Source organism: Lysobacter sp. yr284, assembly GCF_900107375.1.
Taxonomy (GTDB): Bacteria; Pseudomonadota; Gammaproteobacteria; order Xanthomonadales; family Xanthomonadaceae; genus Lysobacter.
Map to the genome: position 1 here is coordinate 343353 of NZ_FNPT01000004.1, position 19920 is coordinate 363272.

The window sequence follows — 19920 nt, forward strand, 5'->3', positions numbered from 1 at the left end:
TGGAGATTGTGGCCATGAGCAATGTGCTGATCCTCGGCGCGAGCGGTCGGATCGCGCACCGCGTGATCGAGCGCCTGGCGGGTTCGAAGGGCGTCGGGCTCACCCTCTATCTACGGCATCCCCGCAAGCTGCGCAACAAGGCGCCGGCCAATGCGCGTGTAGTGCAAGGCGATGTTATGGATGCAACGGCATTGGCGCAGGCGATGGAGGGGCAGGATCTGATTTACGCCAACCTGACCGGCAGCGATATCGACCGACAGGCGAGAAGCGTGGTCGCGGCGATGAAGGACGCGCACGTCAAGCGCCTGATTTTCGTCGTGTCGCTTGGGATCTACGACGAGGTCCCCGGAAAGTTCGGCCAATGGAACAACACGATGATCGGCGAGGAACTCAGGCCGTTCCGACGCGCCGCCGACACCATCGAAGCATCCGGTCTCGACTACACCCTTCTGCGCCCGGCCTGGCTACAGGAGGAAGATGAGGTGGATTACGAGATCACGGAAAAGGGACTGCCGTTCAAAGGCACGGAGGTATCGCGCGCGAGTGTCGCCGATCTTATCGTGAAGATCGTCCGCGCGCCGGAGCTTCATTCGCGCGGCAACGTCGGCGTCAACAAACCCGGAACCGATGGGGACAAGCCATCCTTCTATTGATCCATGCATCGCGCCGAATCCCGGATTGGGCAAGGGCGTGACCTTCCCTGCAGGAGCCAGCCAGATGAAAAACGTCAAGTTCACCAACACCAACAACCCCGACATCACCATCGCCGCGGTGATCAATTTTCCGAAGGGATTCGACGAGAACAAGAAGTATCCGGCAGTAGTCGTTTCGCACCCTGGTGGCGGCGTTAAGGAGCAGACCGCCGGAACTTACGCGAAAAAACTAGCCGGGCAGGGATTGATCGCCATCGCCTTCGACCGTTCGTACCAAGGCCAGAGCACGGGGCTGCCGCGTCAGCAGGAAAACCCGGCCGTCAGCACGGAGGACGTCAGTGCCGTGGTCGACTATCTGACCACGCTGCCCTACGTCGACAACGAACGCATCGGTGCGATGGGCATTTGCGCAGGCGCCGGCTATACCGCCAATGCCGCGATCGACGACCAGCGCATCAAGGCGGTGGGTACGGTAAGTGCGGTGAATATCGGCTCGATGTTTCGCAATGGATGGGAAAACACCGTCAGCGATGCCGATGTAGCGGCGGTGCTGGCGATGGGTTCCAAGGCGCGTACAGCGGATGCCGCCGGTGGAGAGAGCGCCACATTTCCGCTGGCCCCGCTGAAGGAAGAAGACGCCCCCAACGAGGAATTGCGCCAAGCGTGGGAGTACTACCATACCCCGCGCGCCGAGTACCCGACCGCGCCCGGCTACATGACGACGCGCAGCCTCAACCAGATCATTCCGTACGACGCCTACAGCAAGGCAGAAGCGTTCTTAACCCAGCCTCTGCTGATTGTGGCGGGGAGCGAGGCGGGCAGCAAATGGATGAGCGAGGATCTGTACAAGCGCGCCGCCAGCAAGGACAAGCAGTTCCATGTGGTGAAAGGAGCGAACCACATGCAGCTTTACGATGGCGAGAAGGAAGTGGACGAAGCGGTGTCGAAGCTGGGGCCGTTCTTCAACGAGAAACTGTAGGTCGAACGGGGTCCGTGCCGAATTGGGTAGCCGATTCGGCACGTATCGTTCATTTAAGAAATGCTCGGCTGTATTTTGGATGCAAGTCCGAGGCGATGCGAACGCGCTCGGTCGTAATGGTGTCTGGCGCCACACGTCTCGGCGGGCATCCAGCAACGTGAGGCCCTTTGGCGGTGAGTAGCGGCAGTGGTCGAACGTCGCCTCCTGCACGACGGACTTCGCCTCCCCTGCGTGCAGCGATTTCATTCCGTAGCATCGAGGGTGCGATGTGAGCCGAGGTGGACTGCCCAGGAAAAATGAATAGGCAGGCCCGATTCCGGTTGGCAAGCCATCGCTACTCGCCAGTTGGGCAAGGGGGCAGCCGACCAGCGGTCCCAGTCAAAAACATGGCGCGGCGATGCCATTAGTGGTAAGTGGACTCGATATGCCGCAGGGATGTCGCCATGATCGTCAGTGCCGCCGCCGAAACCTTGATTCCAGCCGCCCAATGGGAAGACGCCGGCTTTCGCGCACGTTTCGAGGCCTTGTACGCGCAACTCCAGAGCATCGCCCGGCGCGAGTTGCGAGGGGCGGCGCGCGGGACGCTCGACACCGGCGTGCTGGTGCATGAGGCCTATTTGAAGCTCAATGGCGTCGAGTTGGATGTCAGTCAGCGCGGTCCGTTCCTCGCCTTGGCCGCCAAGGCGATGCGATGCGTACTGGTGGATCACGCGCGCGCGCGCGGCGCTTCCAAGCGCGGCGGCGATCAGGCTCGGGTCACGCTGGCTACGGACCTAGTCGCCGCGGCCAGCGACTCTTGTGTGGATGTGCTCGATATAGAGCGCAGCCTGCAGTCGCTGGAGACATTGGACCCGCGCTTGGCGCGCGTGGTCGAACTGCATTTCTACGCCGGCATGGAGTTCGAGGAAATCGCCGAGCATCTCGGGGTCGCCGCGCGCACCGTCTATCGCGATTGGCGCAAAGCGCGCGCGTTCTTGTTGACGCAGTTGGGCGCTGTGCCGTGACCGGCGAGAAGGAACGCTGGCAGCGGCTCTCGCAGTTGTTCGACCGCGCCCTGGATATGGAAGGGCCGCAGCGCGACGCCTTCGTCGATAGCGAATGCGCCGACGACCCGGGACTGGGCGCGCAACTGCGGCGGATGCTGGCCGCCGATGCACTGCAAAGCGGCCTGGACGCGGGAGTCGCCGGCGTGATGTCGTTGCCGCACATCGAAGGCGGCGAGGACGACGATGCGGACGATGCCGCCATCGGCGAGCGCCTGGGGCCGTGGCGCCTGGAAACGCTGCTCGGCCGCGGCGGCATGGGCAGCGTGTATGCGGCCCGGCGCGACGATGGCAGCGCCGGCCAGCGTGCGGCGATCAAACGCTTGCGGCAGCGCTGGGAGCGCAGCGCCCTGGCCGAGCGTTTCGTGCAGGAGCGGCGCATTCTGGCCAAGCTTTCGCACGCGAATATTCCGGCCCTGCTCGACTACGGCCTCGACGCCGGCGGCAGGCCCTGGTTCGCCTTGGAATACGTCGACGGGCAGACGCTGGTGGAATGGGCCGATGCGCGGCGCACCGGCTTGCGCGAGCGTATCGCGCTGTTCCTGCAGGTATGCGCGGCCGTGCAGCACGCGCACGAGCGTTTCGTCGTGCATCGCGACCTCAAGCCCGACAACATCCTGATCGACCGCAGCGGCCGCGCGCGGGTACTGGATTTCGGCGTGGCCAAACGCCTGGACGCGGACGAACGTGCCACCCGCACCGACATGTGCGCCGGTTTCACCCCGGAGTACGCCGCGCCCGAGCAAGTATCCGGCGGCGCCATCACGGCGGCCACCGACGTCTATGCCCTGGGGGTATTGCTGTATCAATTGCTGGCCGGGCAGCTGCCCTATCATTTCGCCAAGGCCGATCTGCGCGGCGCCACCGAGGCGATCGCCGCGCACGCCGCCGAGCGCCTGGAGCGCGCGCTGGTCGCCGGCGACCCGATCCAAGTCGGCGAACGCATCGCCTGCCGCGACACCACGCCGGCCGCGTTCCGCCGCTTCGTCCGCGGCGATCTGACCCGGATCGTGCAGACCGCGCTGGCCAAGGAGCCCGAGCGCCGCTATGCCAGCGTGGAAGCGATGGCGTCCGATCTGCGGCGCTTCCTCGACGGCCGCCCGGTGTCGGTCAGCGGCGACACCTATGGTTACCGCATGGGCAAGTTCGTACGGCGCAACCGCTGGGGCGTGGCGATGGCCACGTTGGCGACGCTGGCCTTGCTGGTCGGCAGTGCGTTTTCCCTGTACCGCGCCGAACAGGAGCGGGTCCAGCGCGAGCGCAGCGAAGCGGTGCTGGCTTTCATGAAAAACCTGTTCTTCGGCGATGCCGAGGAGGGCGGTTACGGCACCCAGCTGACGGCCGTGCAGTTGCTCGATCGCGCCGCGGCCCGTGTCGACAGCGCCTTTCCGGACGATCCGATCGGCAAGGCCGAGTTGCTGGGCGTGATCGCGTCGGTGTACGGCACGCTCGACTTGCACCGCGAATCCTCGCTGTACGCGCAACGCGCGGTGGCGCTGTCGCGCGGCTTGCGCGAACGCCTGCCGAAACAGTACGTGGAGCATGTCGGCTTGCTCGCCGACGCCTACTCGGAAAGCGGGCGCTACCGGGAACTGGTCGGCCTGATCAATGCCGAACTGGCCTTCGCGCGCCGGCACGACGACCGCGACATGCTTTCTGCGAGCCTGCTGCGCCAGCGCGGCCATGCGTTCAGGGAACTGGGCCGGCTCAAGGACGCCGAACGCGATCTGCGCGCCGCCATCGCGGCCTACGAATCCGCGCGCACACCGGCTTCGAGCCGCATCGGCAAAGCCTACAACGACCTCGCCTTGCTGGTCAGCGATAGCGGAGATTCCGAACAGGCGCTCGGCTTGTTCCGGCGCGTCGAGAGCATCCATCGGCATGCGCCCGATGTTCTTACTCCGGACCGTCTCATCAACCGCTTCAACCAGGCGCGCGAGACCTACCGGCTCGGTCGCGTCGACGACACCATCGCCTTGTTGGAGCCGGCCATTGCGCGCATGGAGGCGATCTCCGGCCCGAGCTACAGCCGGACTTCGGTGGCGCGCAATTTGTTGGCGCAGGCCTATGCCGGCGTCGGCCGCTATGGCGACGCGTTGGCCATGGTCGAGCGCAATCTGCAGGCTCAGCGCAGTTCGCGAGTCGCGGATGCCGAAGCGATCGCCCAGACCGAAATGGTCCGCGCCAAATTGCTGACTTACCTGGGGCGCGCCGAGCAGGCGCTGCCGATCGCCGAAGCCGGCGTGCGGCTGCTGCGCGAGCGCTATCCCCAGCCCACCGCGTTGCGCGGACGCTCGCAGTGGATACTGGGCGAAACCCTGCTGTCGCTGCGCCGCTGCGCGCAGGCCGAGCCGCTGCTGCGCGCGGCCTTGGCCGACGAGCGCGCCCAAACCGGCGGCAAGCCCAGCGTGAACGCCGGCGAGGCCCTGGACAGTCTCGGCCGCTGCCGCGTACAGGCGCGGGACTGGGCCGGTGCGATCGCGTTGCTGGATCAGGCCGTGGCCGCGTTCCAGACCGAACTGGGCGCCGATCATCCGCGCACCTTGCGCAGCCGGCTGCATCGCGACTGGGTCCGCAGCCTGCGCGGTGCCGACCCCGACGGGTTGGCGCGCATGGCCGCCGACCGGGCGGCCCTGGCCACGGCCATGCGCGGCGAGCAAACCCCGGTGCTGTGGCAAGCCGACCTGTTGATCGACGATGCCGCACGCGCGCAAGGCCGGCCGGGCCCGGATGCGGCCCGCATCGCCCGGGCGCGCGCCGGGTTGTCGGCCGGCGCCGGTCCGGTACGCGCGATGCCGCCGTTGGGAATCAACAGCTTCTCCTGAACCGGGCGGTACGCGAGCGCTGACGGCCAGCCGCTTCTGCGCCGTGCGGCAGGCGGCGTGCGCCTGTGGCGCAGCGATGTCAGTCGCCGGCGTCGTATTCCGATCCGTAGGGGTGCCGGGCGATTCCGGCGCTACCTACCGAGGAAGGACACGATGACTACCGCAAAGCTGCGCCGTGCCAGGCTGGTCCTGGCGATCGCGCTCAGTCTGGGGATGGGCCTGGCCCACGCCGCTTGCCCGAATGGGGCGGGCGGCAACGAAGGCGAGGAGGGAGGATTCGGCAACGATACCTGCGTCCTCGGCGACACCGCGTTCGGCGACAGCAACCTCGCTCAGTACGGACAGGCGTTCGGATTCGCCAACAGCGCGATAGGCACCGACCAACGCTCCGCCGTCGCGCTCGGCTGGGGCAACGGTGCGCGCGGGGCCGGTGCGGTCGCCATCGGCTTGCAATCGAAAGCCGAGGGCGCGCGCGCCTTCAGCGCAGGCGACGGCGCCAGCAGTACCGCGCAGAACGCGATCGCCATCGGCGGCGATGCCGCGGCGAGCGCCGAAAACGCGGTCGCGCTGGGCGCCGGCAGCGTCGCCAGCGGCCTGGGCAGCAGCGCGTTCGGCTATATCAGCCAAGCCCAGGGCGAATACAGCACGGCCCTGGGCCAGTTCGCCCGCGCGCTCGGCCAGACCTCCACCGCGGTGGGCGCGGGCGCCTTCGCCGAAACCGCGTATACCACCGCGGTCGGCGCCCAGGCCGTCGCCAGCAATTACTGGGCGACCGCAGTAGGCCAGAACGCCAGGGCGACCGGCGAATACTCGACCGCCATCGGCCGCGATTCGCAGGCCGAATTCAGCCGCGCCACCGCGGTGGGCGTGGCCACCCGCATTTCCGGCGACAACGCCACCGCGGTGGGCACCGACGCCTCCGCGGCCGAGAACGCGGTCGCGTTCGGACGCGATTCCAAGGCGGCGACCATGAACAGCACCGCGTTGGGCAGCGCCGCCGATGCGTCCGGAGCAGCGGGCGTAGCGGTCGGGTACGCGTCCAAGGCGCTGGGCGTCGCCTCGGTGGCGCTGGGCACCGGCGCCGAAGTCCTGGCGGGCAACATCGGCACCGCGATCGGGTTCGGGGCCAAGTCCAGCGCGTTCTGGGGCGTGGCCCTGGGCAACAACTCCAGCGCCGACCGCGACTACGCCGTTTCCATCGGCAGCAACGCGTTCAAGCGGCAATTGATCAATCTGCAAGACGGCACCCAGGACACCGATGCGGTCAACCTGCGCCAACTCAAGAACGCGCTGAACCTGGCGCCGGTCGCGGCGGCCTTCGGCGGCGGAGCGAGCTACGCGGACGGCGTTTTCTCCGGCCCGACTTACGCCATCCAGGGCAACAGCTTCGGCAATGCCGGCGATGCGTTTGTGGCCATCGACGGCGAACTGAGCGCGCTCAAGGCGCGTGCGGATCTGGCCGTGTACTACGACGATGCCGGTAAAGGCAGCGTCACCTTGAAGGGCGGGGGAGGCGGAGGCGGCAACGGCGGCGATGCCGCCACGGGCACCCAGGTCAAGAACCTCGGCGACGCTGTAGACGACATGGATGCGGTCAACAAGCGGCAGATGGAGGCGGGCGACCTGGCCACGCTGGAGTCGGCCAACGGCTACACCGATACCCGCGAGCGCGAGCTGCGCGGCGACATGGCCAGCGGCGACGCCACCGTCCTGGTTTCGGCCAAGACCTATACCGACACCACCGCCACGGCCACCTTGACGTCGGCCAATGCCTACACCGACAGCCGCTTCAATGCCCTGAGCGATGCATTCGACACCTTCCGCGGCGATGTCGACCGCCGTTTCCAGCAGCAGGATCGGCGGATCGACCGGCTGGCGGCGATGAGCGGCGCCTACGCCGGCATGGCGATGAACACCGCCGGCCTCGCGGGGCAGAACCGTATCGGCGTGGGCGTCGGCGGGCAGGGAGGCGCTGCGGCCATGGCGATCGGCTACCAACGCACGATCGGCGAGCGCGCCAGCGTCTCGATCGGTGCGGCGTTTGGCGGCGGCGAGAGAAGCGTGATGGGTGGCGCCGGCTACAGCTGGTGAGTGCGCCCGTATCCAAACACAACCGGAGAACTACCTTGAAACTCGATCTGCTCGGCGCTGTTGTGGCCGCCATCGCGTTCGTCGCACCCCACGCCTGCGGGGCGCGGGAAAATACCGCTCCCCGTGGCGATTGGTTGCCGGCTCCGCCCGTGCTGCGATCGCTGTGCCTGCGGCCGTACAGCCAGACCGTCGTCGTGCGGTTGCCGTCCGGATACTCGGGCTACGCAGGGTCCTTCTCCTGGGGCAGTCGCTATCTGCGTGTCGACAAGGTCACCGCGCGCCTGCATCAGCCGGGGATGTGGGCTGCCGACCTCGGCGGCACCAGCGCGAACGAATTCGGTTGGTACCCGATGCGCATGGACGGCAGTAGCGCCGTGTACGCCAGCGCCGTGGACGGTGCGATCTATCTGGATCCGAACACATCGGGCAGTGTGGTGCTCTACCGCCGCGGCACCGGCGCGCCCGGCAGCGGCGAGTTCACGGTGGAGGGCTGCCGGGTGGACCAGCGGCCCGAGCCGACGCTCAGGCCGGAAATCGTGGTACCGCACTTGCCGCGCGAATTCCCTTGGGCGAGCGATCGGCCAGCGTCGTTGCCGATCACCGGGCAGCCGGTGCAACTTCGCAGCCGCTGAACCTGCGGTGCGCCATTCGAGCGCGTCGCGGACATCCGCGCCCGGCAGCGTGTTCTGCATCCGCGACCCGTTCCGGGAGATCGGCACCTTGGTGCTGCGCGCCGGTACGTACGATGACGGCACGCTGGCAGAAGGCGCCATTCTGGTCGTGGCGGTGCAAGACGTGTTCGGCCTGCCCGCGACAAGCTATCTCCAGCCGCAGCCGCCGGTGTGGACGCCGCCGGATCGAAATCCGCAGCCGGCGCCGACGCGGCGGCTGTTGGAGGCTGGTTATCGGGATCTGGCCAGCACGCTTGATCCCGCTGCGCTGCCGGCGGACGCGGGCTTGGTCCTGGCCGTGGGCGAACAGCCCGCTGGCCTGGCGCTGAACTACATACCGACCACGCGCGTGGGCGGTGGCGCGTACAGCGAGGCCGGCACCAGCGATCCGGAAGCGCAGCTGGCCAAGGGCCATCTGCGCTTCGAACTGTTCGGGCACAAGCTCAAGGGCGGCTGGCATCTGGTGCGTTCGGGCAAGCCGGCGCGGCCACCGCAGTGGCTGCGGTTCGGACTTTACGAGCGACGCCACGAGGAATACAGCGGCGAGCTTGAGAAATTCCATTGGGCCAACAACGTTTCCCTCGCCTTGGTTGATCGAGATGATCGGGTGGTGTGGGAAGCCGGCGAAGGGTCATCTGCCATCCACGACCCGATGAATGCCGTCGAACGCAGGGCCGCGAACCTGGATCAAGTCATCGACAATCTTTTGCCCTGAGTCGCTGGGCTGTGAGGGCGTCGAGAGATGAGGCAATCGCTACCGCCGACGGCCGCTTGAGAGGAAACGCTTCCGCTTTTCCGCGGCGGCCACGAGACGAACGCTTTGCCGCTGCCGCTGCTTCTTGGCCACCTCTGCGGCCTGGCGCCCACTAGGCGCCCGCTGCGAGCGGGCTTACGCCAAGCAATACGGTGGCGCGAAGCGAGCTATCGCAGTCAGGAGAGCACGTGAGTGGCCGGATCGGAGCATTCCGTAAATGAGCCGCTCGGCGCCAGCGCGGGGGAAGCGCACATCGGGCGTTTTATTTGTGTAGCGGCAAGCATTGTCTCGGATGCCTCTTTTATTGAGGTCAAAATCGGCCTTTGAGGCGATGTGAATCCCCCTGGTTTTTGCAGACAGTCGCGAGCCGGTTTTGCACTGCCCTCCGGCTCGGTCCGCGCCGGCGCATCGCGCTTGCCGATATCCCAAGCCGCCATGAGCAGATTTCTTTATGGCGATAAAATCATATTGCTTTCGCGGCTGAGCCGAAGCGGTGGCCCGCGAGTGCGCCGAGCGGCCTTGTCGCGATCCGAGGAGCCCCCTTCGCGAGTTGCCCCTTCAACGAAAGGGCCGGGGGACGCTCAAGCTCAATATCGACGGCACGTGTTCCGGATCGGCAGCGCGCAAGCATGCATAGGCCATGCCGCTAAGCCCGATCATCAAACCCAACGGCATCTCGTTTTCAGTGCGGCCGCCGCAAACCCAGCGGTTGCTGCCCTGAACCAACAGTGCGTCGGCGAGCCGGCGGCATCGCGCCAACAATGCCGGGTCGCCGGACTGAACCGCCCATTCAAGCGGAAAGTCGAGGTTGCCCCAACTTCCATGGCAGAGGCAGTGTCCCGCAGCGTCGTCCATGCCGACAAGCACGGCGTTCAAGCAATGATCGACGTCGCGCTCCCAGGCGGCATCGCGATAGGCCGCCGGCCAAAGCAGACGCGCCAGTCCCACGCCGGAGGCGCCATGGCACCACGATGCGGTCCCCTTGCGTGCCTGCGTTGCGTTCGTCGTGTCGAGGTCGTACCACGAGCCTCCGCGGCGTCGGTAGGCGACACGTTCCCGCTCGAGCGCGGACAGGGCCATTCTCAGGCAGCGCGCATCGTCGAATGCGGTCGAATAGCGGGCCAGCGCCACCGCGATGCCCGCGGCCCCGTGTGCGAATCCGGTCGCACCCAGGGCATCGTCGCTCCCGTCGTGCCAGTACGCGCCGAACGCGTCTTGCTTGGCGGCTGCAATCAGGCGATCGGCGCAGCATCTGATCGCTGCGCGCAAGTCGGGATCATTGCGATGGACGTGCAGTTGCAGCAGCACCAGGAGGCAACCCGCGACACCGGAGATGACATCGAGCTCCCGGTCTTCGGCAATGCGCTCGGAAATGGTCGGAACCCACGCGAGCGCGGCATCAACCAAGTCGGGCCGCCGCTGGCGCACTCCCAACACCAGCAGTGCATACATCCAGCCGCTCAGGCCGTTGAAGGCACCGATCGCGGGCAGGACGTGCGGGTTGCGCCGCAGGCGGCGGTCGATGGATTCCATCGCTGCCGCCGAGCGGGCGACGAGTTCGCTGTGACCGGTCCGTAGCCCCGTTTCCGACAGCATCAGCATCACCCCCGCAAGCCCCTCGTACAGCGCTTCGTCCATCTGGGCCAGGCGCGGGACGTCTTCGCAGGAATAGTCGAGATGAATGAACCGGGTTTCGCCGCGATCGCAGAAACGCATCGCCACGATCTGATCCGCGATCTGCAGCGCCATCTCCTCGAAAGAACGCGGAGCGGCGCGTTCGCGCCTGGCAGCCATCGGGCGAGACGTCATCGCGGGCTCATCGAGCCGGGTGCTTTCCAGCGACTGATGGAGCAGATAGCGTTGCCTGCGGAAATCCTGCGGCGAAAGGGATCGCACGCGCTTTCGCATTTCCCGGATGCCGGAACTCGAAAAAAGCCCGCCGGCGCCGCGCCCGTCCTCGTCCTCGACCTCCAGGCGGTCTCCGCGGATCCAGAACCTCGGAACGTCGCCGCGCTCGAGGGCGCGTCGTTCCGAACAACCAACGCTGCGCAGCCCGGGCCAATCCTCGTAGCCCACATTCAGCCTGTCCAGGGCCTCGCTCCGCTTGCACCGGTCCCGCAGGTACTTGGGATGCGACATGGCGTCCAGCAGGCGACCGTAGATCGCGGTGGATCGCAGTACGGCCCTCGACTTGAGGCCGGAGAATTGCGACAAGGGGCCGTCCTCGGCGAGCAGCCAATCCTTGTTGTCCAGCAAACCGGCGTAGGTGGATTCGAAACCCCGCAGAATCGAATCGGCGTACGCATAGGGAAGCGATGCGCCACCGTCGTCGCGTACCGGAAGGTTCTGTCCATGGCCTGGTTTTTCTTTGACCTGCGCCAGCCGAATTTCATCGCTGCCGGCGCCTATGATCCTGTGCACGAGGCGATGCTCGGCGCCGGTCGACAGACCGCTGATGTCCACCGACTCCAGCATGCTCTCTCTGGTGGGCAGCAATCCGGATTCCAGAATGGATCTGGCGCCGGCCGCCCAGCCATTACCTTGTTCGATTTGGTCGGAGCGCGGCTGGCATAACGTCTCCAGATCGACGATGACCGGATAGCCTGCGGAGGCGATGACGTTCTCAAAATGCAGGTCCGAAGCGGCAATCACATGGGCGATGGCTATCAGGCCCCCATACCGGCAGTAGTAGGAGGCTGCCGCTTCCTCACCGCCTATCGGGACGTGCTCGATAGGCTCGGCATATCCGTAGGTTCCTTTGTCGAGCACGAGCGGCGCGCGCTGTCCCGGCCGGATTCCCCGATCCGCGAGCATGCGCAGGCATCGGGCAAATGCCGTGTCCATGGCCATCGGGCGCGGCTTGTAGAACAGGGCCCCGCGCTCGAACGCCAGCCGCGCCACGGTGTTGCCGCCGTCGTGTCTGTCGCCCAGGCCCGTTTCGAAACCGCGCCACGCTCCGATTCCGCAGGCGCCGGGAACCACCGCGCCCAACGAGGCGTGATCTTTCGTGATGCGCTCCAGGAGCAGGTACAGCGTCCGTTCGACTTGCGTCGTGATGCGGACGATATCGCCGCTCAGCAGCGGATAGTTCTTTTCGATGGCGCTGCGGCCGCAGGCGCTTTGAATATGCTCGATGAAGAACTGGAATTTGTCCTGTGCGGTATCCCCGCGCAGGAGCCCGCGATGGCGGGCCAGGGCGATCTCCAGGATCAGGGCGCGAAAGCTCCACAGCAGCAGTGGAGTCGAAAATGCCGAGCGGATGCTCGGCAGCAGGCTTTGGGAGTCGAGCTTGTCCGGATGACTTCGGGCGGCGGATTCGTAGATGCCCGCGACACGATACAGCGCCGGCTCGAACAACGGCCCTGCCCACCCCAGGAAAGGGTCCAGTCTTCGCAGGTCCTCGTCGCTCAGCATGACCGGCACAATGATGGGCTGCAGATGCAGCCCATCATCGAGTCCCGCATCGGGATCAGGCGATGCACGTCCAGCGCGGGGTCCACGGCACGCGGCCGCTTTCCATTTTGTCGTCGCACAGATCGGGCTCGCCGATCACTTCTTGCTGCAGCTGCTCGAAATCTTCGGTCGAAAGATCGATTTGCACTGGCATGGTCAAGATCCTCTCCACAGATGGTCAGCGGACATCGCTCCGAGTCAGCCGCACATTCGTCCGCATTAATGTGCAGCAATGGTGCCAGGCCGTTGTTCGATACAAGCAGAACATCCAAGCGCTTTTGCAACTTATTCAAGTGTTCCTTAATGGTGGTTTCACATTCCTGTCCCGCCGACCGCCCGCCCGATACGACGTTGCGGTTCCGGCGTCGCACATGAATCGCAATCGGGCGATTTCGATCGGGCGATCGGAGCATACGTCGCAAAGCGGCAGGCGTCGGACCCGATCCTTACCGGTCCGGCGATAGCGAACTGCCAAATCCTCTAGCATTTCCACGATATCTCGCCCGTTGGCCTTCAGGCAGGCGTCAATGCCGACGTGGATCGCAGGTTCGACGTCGCCCAGCGCATTCGCCGGCAGCGCGGCAGGTCCGGTGCATGCCAACGGCGTGCGCGAAAGTCCCAGCTATGTATCCGGCCGGCTGCGGCCTGATTTAATATCGCGTTGAACGTCGCCTCCCGCACGATCCGCTCCGCCTCGCGTCTGGCCTGGCCCGCTGCGGGCCGGTCGTATTGCGGCTCCACGTCGGCCCCGGCAAAAAGGACATTTGCATGATCGCTTCCAGTTTCTTGTGGCTCCTGCTGGCCGCGGCTCCCGCGTCGGATGCCGATGCGCACGATGCGAAGAGCGTGGACGCGACGATGTGCGGGCCGGCAACCGAGATTTTCCTGCCGGACAACCAGGTCGCTGCGAATGTGCGGCTGGAACACCTGCAGTACATGAGCCCAGGCGATCCGTGCGGCCGCAACTTCAAGCACGACGAAATCAAACTGCTGTACGAGCGGGTGAAGGCGGCCGCCGTTTCGTCGTTTGCCGGCAGCGAGGCCGGGTTCGGCGTCATGGTGCGATACGAACTGGCGGCAGGCAGCCCGATGGAGTTCGAGATGCAGACCAAAAGCGCTCCCGAGGCGGAGAAGGCGCGGCTCGAGCGGTTCTACAATGCCGCGAGCGCGGTCAAAGCGTTCCAGCCGACCGTCGGAACGGTCCACGTGGTGATGGAATACAGCATCGCGGCGGCGCCGGCGGCCGAGGGGAAATAACAATGTCGGGTCCGCAATACGAGCCCGCCGATGCGGCGCCCGACGCGGCCGGGCTCGAGCGGATTGCGGCGCTTCGGCCGGAACAGATTCAGGCGATCGACGCGGCGCTGATGAGCGCCTGCGATCGTGATTGGCGCAAAGTCGCCGGCGTGGTCGGCGGCGCGATGGGCAGCGTTCCCGGCCGGGTCGTCGGCATCTGCGATGGTTACTACGCCGCGCGCGTTTCCGGGTTGGTGGCGCGCGGGCTGTTGGAATCCAGGGGCGATCTGTCTCGGATGCGCTATAGCGAGGTTCGAGTCGCAAGCCCAGGCAAGTCGCCGTTCGAGGCTGGCGACCCATGAGGCTGCGCGTTGCGCTGATTTTCGCCGCGGCGCTCGTCGCCGGGTGCAGTTCGCAGCGTGCGGAGGATCAGGTCACGATCAGGCTTCGCGGAGAGCGGCCGCGCGACATCGTGGCTGTGATCGAGGAGCGCCTGCTGCGGCATGATTTCGCGTATGCGGGGATCAGCCATCCAAACGCACCGGGCTCGCCCTTGGAGGCCCGTTTCTACAAAGGCAGGCGCAACGCCAATGCGACGGTGTACGTCAATTCGGACCAATGCGTCGGGTTCGTCACCTACGTGGATTTGGACGAAACCGATACAAGCCAGGTCAAGGCGGCGTTCGCGGATGTGAGGGCCGGCCTGAAGCAGCGTGAGCGGCTCGAATTCACCATCGGCGATTGTTCGAACCCGGCAGAGCCGTTTTGAGTCGGGGGCGAGGACGATAATGTCCTCTCGCCCACGCATGTGCCTCGGCTGCCGCTAGCCTCTGCGTCAGCCCTGTTTGACGAGCGTGCGTTTGCCTATCGAATTGCTCTTGCGCGCGGTCGGTTTGGCGAGGCCGGGGATCAGGAAGTCGGTGACGCTGCGTCCGTATTTGGTTTTCTGGGCCAGCCAGCGCGGCATCCGGCCACGGCCCGACCAGGTATTGCGCTTGTTTTCCGGATCGCGGTATTTGGCGGCCACCTTGCTGGCCTTGCGCCGCGGGCTGCGCTTCCGGGAGGGAGTTTCAGCGGCCGGTTGATCGCCAAACAGCTCTTCGATCGTATAACCGTGCTGGGCGGCGAGCGCGACGGCATCTCGACGCACGGAGGCGACGGAGCGGCGGTTGGCTATCTGTTGCTTGCGCTGCTCCGCGGCGCTCAACAGGGCGGTCAGTTCCCGCAGGTTGAGCTTCTCGATATCGATATTCATGCCGTCAAGGGTCCGGCCATGTCCATCGAGCTGTCAAGCAACGCCGCCGGCGGAAGCCGTCCCGGGCGGCGCGGCAGCCATTATTTGCGCGATAAACGATGGCGGTTTCTGCGCGGCGGGGTTTCGGCTGCGCTGCAGCACCCGCGGGAGGGAACGTTCGCGCGGGTGCGGTTCAAGGCGTGCCGGGCAGCACCGGCCCGGCAGGCGGTCTGCGCGGTTTGCGCGGATGGCGCGCTCGGCGAGCCACGGTCGCCGGGCGCAAACCCCGGCGAGGTTCGCGATCATGCCTGTGCGGCGTCCGATCCGGGTTTTCGGTCGCCGCCGGCCGCATCGGGGCAGGCGTCGCCCGAGGCGACCGACGGCGATGGATCGAGGTTCGGCAGGATCCACGCGCGTTTGCCGGTATCGTCGTAGACCACGCGCAAGCGCCGCAGGATCGCCAGGCCGATGTTGGCGGTGCCGCCTTCCATGAAACGGATCTCGGGATGCTCCAATCGCAACGGCCCGACGCACAGCGCGCCTTTCAGCCGCGCCGAGAAAATCGGCTGGCGCCCGGCGGCGGAGACCGCATAGCCGATCCGGACCGGTTCGGCCTGCAGCGCCACCTGGTCCTTGTATCGCATCGGCAGGATCAGGGCGCTGTCGTTGCCGCTGTCCAGCTTCGCCGGCAACCGCAGCGCGCCGATTTCGAGCATCAGCGAGGGAAGCCGGTCGGCGTACGGCAGCGCCGGGCCGGGGGGCGCGTTGTCGTCGGTGCGCGGGGTCAGGACGAGGCGGCTGCCGGGGCCGTCCATCTCGACGAAGTGCTCGGGGAAGCTGTTCGGGCCGAAGATGCCGATCTCGTCGGGCTGGTCGTAGGCGAGCGCGGTCGCGCGCGCGTCGGCGATGGCGACGCCTCCCAGGCGGGCGTTCTTGATGAAGGTGTCGTGGCCCGGCACCGGCTTGCCGGTGCTGCCGTCGATCGAGGGCGAGGGACCGGTATTGGGCAGGCCCAGGGATCGGGCCAGCCCGAGGTCGACCAGGTTGCCGTTGGTGCCGGTGTCGAATACGGCCGGAAACGGCGGATGCGATCCTATCCGCACCATCACCAGGGCGCGGGTGGCCGACAGGTACAGCGGGATTTCCTCGCGCTTGGGCGCCGCTGCGGCGGCGGGCATCGTCGCGAATCCGAGCAGGAAAATGGACGTCAGTAATTTGGTCAAAGTCGGTCCCGACACAGCGATCTCTCCGTGATAGTACGATTCGTACTATAGGCAAAACCCTCCAGGGCGCAACTCCCATGACTCCCCTCACCGAACTGGAAGGCGCGGTGCTTTCCGAAATCCACCATCGCCGCCAGCAGAACGCGTTCCAGGTCCGGCGCGCGTTCCAGGTCTCGCCGTCCATCGAATGGAGCGGCAGCGCCGGGGCGGTCTACCCCGCGGTCGCGCGGCTGCAGCGCCGCGGCCTGATCGCGGTGGGCGAGGCGGCGGACAAGCGCGCGACGCGGCCGCTGTCGCTGACCGCCGAAGGCGAGGCGGCGCTGCTGGCCTGGGCGAGCGACGGCGAGCGCGCGGCCAGCGTCGGCCTGGACCCGTTCCGGCTGCGCTCCGGCATCTGGATGGCGCTGCCGCCGGCGCAGCGCGCGCCGGTGCTGCGCGGCATCGCGGCCCAGATCGAGGCGAACCTGCGCTTCCTCGATGCGTACGTGCAGACCGTGGACGGCATCGAGGCGGTTCGTCTGCGCATGAGCATGCAGCTGCAGCAATCCAGGCTGGAGTGGATCGCGGACGCGTTGTCGAAGCCGTGACGTGGCCGCGCCGGCACGCTTGCGCGTGTGCCGGCTGCGCCCGTCAACAGGCCGAAAGCCACATCGCCGCGGTGCGCGCGACGGTTACGATCCGGGCATGAGCTTGCGCCGCTATCTGCAACTGGATGTATTCGCCCACCGCATCGGCGCCGGCAATCCGCTGGCGGTGGTGTTCGATGCGCAGGGGCTGGACGATGCGGCGATGCAGTCGTTCGCCGCGTGGATGCATCTGCCGGAAACGGTGTTCCTGCTGCCGCCGGGGCCCGGCGCGGACTACCGCGCGCGCATCTTCACCCCGACCCGCGAACTCGACTTCGCCGGCCATCCCAGCGTCGGCGCGGCCTGGGCCGTGCTCGACGCGGGCCGGGTCGCGGCGGATTGCCAGGCGCTGGTGCAGCAGTGCGCGGCCGGCCTGCTGCCGGTGCGGATCGTGCACGATGCGACCGGGCCGCGGGTGTCGGTGCGCACGCCGCGCGCGCAGCGGATCGATCGCGGCGGCGAGGACGACGGCGCGCGCCTGCACGCGGCCTTGCGCGGTCTGGCGCTGGCCGATCCGGCGTCCGCCGCGCTGGCGCCGGCGCTGTGGGACAACGGCGTGCGCTGGTGGCTGGTCGAAGCCGCCGACGCGCGCGCGCTGCGCGAATGGCGGCCCGATCCCGCGACGCTCGCGGCGATCGCCGGACTCGGCGGGGATGCGCTGGGGCTGGCCGCGTTCGCGGCCGGCGACGTGCCCGGATGCGCGCGCACCGTGCGCGCGTTCTGCCCCGGCGACGGCTTCGCCGAAGACCCGGTGACCGGCAGCGCCAACGCCGCCATCGCCAGCGCCCTGCTCGATGCCGGGCGGCTGCGGGCCGGGGACGGCTATTGCGCCAGCCAGGGCCGCGAGGTCGGACGCGACGGGCGGGTGGAACTGCGCGTGGACGAGGATGCCGCGGTCTGGGTCGGCGGACGGGTGCAGGCGGTGATCCGCGGCAGCGTGGAGTGGTGAGTCGGCGGATTGCCAATTTAGACTTGCATGACGCCAGGGGCGCTGTTTACGCAAATATGCGCGATTTTGTCCAAATCTGGATAAATCGGCCAGGCGCCTGCGGCGAACGCGGGGCATTGCCACGTGCAAGGTCGCTGGGCGAGGGCATCGGCCACGGCTAACCCCGAGGCTGGGCAGCGGGGCCGGATTGTTCGATCTCGTCACAATTTTCGGTTGCGATTTCGAGTGTGGCCCGATCCCCGCCGCGTTCGGCGCAACACATGCTGCGACGGGGCTGTCCGCTTGCGACAGGCGCACCCGTTTCTGCCCGCAGCGGTGAACGAAAATCACTGTTTCTCACCGAAAATGCCGGCTATCGGAAATCTTCCGCGGGCTCGTCGTCGCGGGTGTTTTCGTCACGTGTCCTTAACGATAAACAGGCGCAGCCTGTCGTCGATGCACACGAGATTTGCACTTCGAAAGTGTGTTATCGGCGCTCAGCCGGTGTCGCCCCCGCCGACGCAGGCCTAGCGGTCCTACCTCAGGCACGAGCAGCGCAAGGCTGCATTCGGAGGACGTGATGGACACCTGTGGCATTCGCAAAGCCCTTTCCTACAGCCTGCTCGCTGCGTGCATCTTGACGATCACGGTGGCGACGACCGGTTGCTCCGGGTCGGGCGGGGTCAAATCCAGCTTCAATCCCAATCCGGGCGGGCCCGGCGGTCCGGGCGAGCCGGGCGGCCCCGGCGGCCCCGGCGGCCCGGGCGAACCCGGTGGACCCGGCGGGCCGGGCAATCCGGGTGGCCCAGGCGGTCCCGGCAATCCGGGCGGCCCCGGCGGGCCGGGCGATCCGGGTGGTCCGGGCGGGCCGGGCAATCCCGGCGGTCCGGGCGGCCCCGGCAATCCAGGCGGCCCTGGCGGCCCCGGTGGTCCGGGCGGCGCCTCGGCGGGCAATCCGCTCGGCCAGATCATCACCACGACCGGCAACCTGGTCACCGGCATCGGCGGCGGCGTGAGCTCGCTCGGCGCGCAGATCCCGAACCAGGCCCTGCTCGGCGGCAACAACCCGACCACGCAAGGGCTGGCCAAGGTCGTCGACGACCTCGGCAAGACCGTCAGCGGTCTCGGCACCGCGACCAGCGGCGGCCTGGGCCAGATCGGCAATATCTCCAATCCGGTCGGCACCACAGTCGGCGGGGTCGACAATCTGGTGGTCAACGTCGGCACCACGGTCGGCGACCTCGGCGCGACCGTGGCCACCGTCGGCGCCTTCCAGGGTTCGCCGATCCAGCCGCTGACCAGCGCGGCCGGCGGCCTGGTCTCCGGCGTCGGCGGCGGGGTCAAGGATCTGGGCGGCAAGCTCGGCGGCGTGCTCGAAGGCCAGGCCGGGCAGCAGCTCACCGGCGCGGTCAGCCAGATCGTCACGCCGGTGGCGGGCCTGCTGCAGGTCAACGGCGGTACCGCCGGCGGCACCAGCGGCGGCGGCAACCTAGTGGCGAACGCTTCGCGCGGCGTCGGCGGCGTGGTCGGCGGCGTGGCTTCGGCCGGCGCCGGCCTCGGCGCGGCGATCGGCGGCGCACCGGTTCCGGGCGGCGCGGCGGGCGTGACCAACGTGGTCGGCGGCGCGGTGACCGGTCTGAGCGGCAACCTCGGCACGGTCGGCGCCGGCATCACCGCCGGGCTGGGCAATGCCGGTTCGATCGCCAACCCGGTCGGCGTGACCGCGGCCGGCGCGACCACCGCGGTGGCCGGCGTCGGCGCCACGGTCGGCGGCGTCGGCGCCGGACTGGCCAGCGCGGGCGGCAACACGCCGCTGGCGCCGGTGACCGGTCTGGTCGGCGGCGTGGTCGCCGGGGTCGGCAGCGGCGTCAACCAGGTCGGCACGGGCGCGACTGCGGCAGTCAACGGGCCGCTGCAGCCGGTGACTCAGGGGCTGAGCACGGTCGTCAACGGCGTAGCCGGGGCGACCGGGCTCAACAACCCCAACGGCGGCCTGCTTGGCGGCGTGGTCGGTAGCGTCGGTGGCGACGGCAGCGGCAAGGGCGGCCTGCTCGGCACCGGCCTGCTCGGCGGCAAGAAGGGCGTCAAGCCGTGAGCGCGCGCCGCTGTGCGGCCTGCGACGCAGCGGCAGCGTGATCCACCGCGCGGGAACGGCCACGCGCCGTTCCCGCTGCGGTGCCAAAACTTGGATTCGCGACGCAGAG

At 67.5% G+C, this 19920-nt stretch carries 17 protein-coding genes; 13 read left to right on the forward strand and 4 right to left on the reverse strand.

Annotated features, from left to right (window positions below):
- The first annotated feature begins 14 nt into the window (after nt 1-14).
- The 7 genes from BLV01_RS09870 (at nt 15) to BLV01_RS09900 (ending at nt 8977) form a co-directional block, all read left to right on the forward strand.
- Nucleotides 15-653 (forward strand): SDR family oxidoreductase, encoded by a 639-nt coding sequence (locus BLV01_RS09870; protein WP_091798279.1) that lies wholly within the window; start codon nt 15-17, stop codon nt 651-653.
- 64 nt (nt 654-717) lie between these two features.
- A complete protein-coding gene (locus BLV01_RS09875; RefSeq protein WP_091798146.1) occupies nt 718-1632 on the forward strand; it encodes an alpha/beta hydrolase in 915 nt (304 codons plus the stop codon).
- 443 nt (nt 1633-2075) lie between these two features.
- Entirely contained in the window at nt 2076-2636 is a 561-nt protein-coding gene (locus tag BLV01_RS26810) for an ECF-type sigma factor (RefSeq protein WP_091798149.1), read from the forward strand.
- A 188-nt stretch (nt 2637-2824) separates the two neighbouring features.
- On the forward strand, nt 2825-5500 hold the full coding sequence (locus BLV01_RS09885) for a serine/threonine-protein kinase (protein ID WP_256375596.1): 2676 nt from the start codon (nt 2825-2827) through the stop codon (nt 5498-5500).
- A gap of 57 nt (nt 5501-5557) precedes the next feature.
- Nucleotides 5558-7591 carry a YadA-like family protein gene (locus BLV01_RS09890; protein WP_139178592.1) on the forward strand — a complete coding sequence of 678 codons (2034 nt, stop codon included), beginning with the start codon at nt 5558-5560 and terminating at the stop codon, nt 7589-7591.
- Nucleotides 7592-7626: 35 nt separating this feature from the next.
- The gene (locus BLV01_RS25370; RefSeq protein WP_139178593.1) at nt 7627-8223 is read left to right on the forward strand and encodes a hypothetical protein; all 597 of its coding nucleotides are present in this window, start codon (nt 7627-7629) and stop codon (nt 8221-8223) included.
- Between the two features lie 49 nt (nt 8224-8272).
- Nucleotides 8273-8977: a hypothetical protein gene (locus BLV01_RS09900; RefSeq protein ID WP_091798161.1), complete on the forward strand. Its 705-nt coding sequence runs from the start codon at nt 8273-8275 to the stop codon at nt 8975-8977.
- 597 nt (nt 8978-9574) lie between these two features.
- On the opposite strand, the gene BLV01_RS09905 is transcribed toward BLV01_RS09900, so the two are convergent.
- Both BLV01_RS09905 and BLV01_RS26245 read right to left on the reverse strand, forming a co-directional pair.
- Entirely contained in the window at nt 9575-12430 is a 2856-nt protein-coding gene (locus BLV01_RS09905) for a type 2 lanthipeptide synthetase LanM family protein (RefSeq protein ID WP_091798163.1), read from the reverse strand.
- Between the two features lie 55 nt (nt 12431-12485).
- The gene (locus BLV01_RS26245) at nt 12486-12623 is read right to left on the reverse strand and encodes a hypothetical protein (protein ID WP_175485845.1); all 138 of its coding nucleotides are present in this window, start codon (nt 12621-12623) and stop codon (nt 12486-12488) included.
- 614 nt (nt 12624-13237) lie between these two features.
- Here BLV01_RS26245 and BLV01_RS09910 point away from each other — a divergent pair.
- Genes BLV01_RS09910 through BLV01_RS09920 form a run of 3 tightly spaced genes read left to right on the forward strand, consistent with a single transcriptional unit; the run spans nt 13238 to nt 14474 of the window.
- Nucleotides 13238-13726, forward strand: a complete 489-nt coding sequence (locus BLV01_RS09910; protein WP_091798166.1) for a hypothetical protein — start codon at nt 13238-13240, stop codon at nt 13724-13726.
- 2 nt (nt 13727-13728) lie between these two features.
- On the forward strand, nt 13729-14067 hold the full coding sequence (locus BLV01_RS09915) for a DUF3658 domain-containing protein (RefSeq protein ID WP_091798169.1): 339 nt from the start codon (nt 13729-13731) through the stop codon (nt 14065-14067).
- The gene (locus BLV01_RS09920) at nt 14064-14474 is read left to right on the forward strand and encodes a hypothetical protein (protein ID WP_091798171.1); all 411 of its coding nucleotides are present in this window, start codon (nt 14064-14066) and stop codon (nt 14472-14474) included. The genes BLV01_RS09915 and BLV01_RS09920 overlap by 4 nt, the downstream gene beginning before the upstream one ends.
- 66 nt (nt 14475-14540) lie before the next feature.
- On the opposite strand, the gene BLV01_RS09925 is transcribed toward BLV01_RS09920, so the two are convergent.
- Together BLV01_RS09925 and BLV01_RS09930 are read right to left on the reverse strand one after the other, a co-directional pair.
- Nucleotides 14541-14960: an H-NS histone family protein gene (locus BLV01_RS09925; RefSeq protein WP_091798173.1), complete on the reverse strand. Its 420-nt coding sequence runs from the start codon at nt 14958-14960 to the stop codon at nt 14541-14543.
- Nucleotides 14961-15241: 281 nt separating this feature from the next.
- A complete protein-coding gene (locus BLV01_RS09930) occupies nt 15242-16117 on the reverse strand; it encodes a retropepsin-like aspartic protease (protein WP_091798176.1) in 876 nt (291 codons plus the stop codon).
- A gap of 122 nt (nt 16118-16239) precedes the next feature.
- On the opposite strand from BLV01_RS09930, the gene BLV01_RS09935 reads away from it, so the two are divergent.
- From BLV01_RS09935 to BLV01_RS09945, 3 genes are all read left to right on the forward strand, one after another.
- On the forward strand, nt 16240-16749 hold the full coding sequence (locus BLV01_RS09935) for a PadR family transcriptional regulator (RefSeq protein ID WP_091798179.1): 510 nt from the start codon (nt 16240-16242) through the stop codon (nt 16747-16749).
- 97 nt (nt 16750-16846) lie between these two features.
- On the forward strand, nt 16847-17737 hold the full coding sequence (locus BLV01_RS09940) for a PhzF family phenazine biosynthesis protein (RefSeq protein WP_091798182.1): 891 nt from the start codon (nt 16847-16849) through the stop codon (nt 17735-17737).
- A gap of 628 nt (nt 17738-18365) precedes the next feature.
- Nucleotides 18366-19811, forward strand: coding sequence for a collagen-like triple helix repeat-containing protein (locus BLV01_RS09945; protein WP_139178594.1), 1446 nt, complete (start codon nt 18366-18368; stop codon nt 19809-19811).
- Nucleotides 19812-19920: the final 109 nt, after the last annotated feature.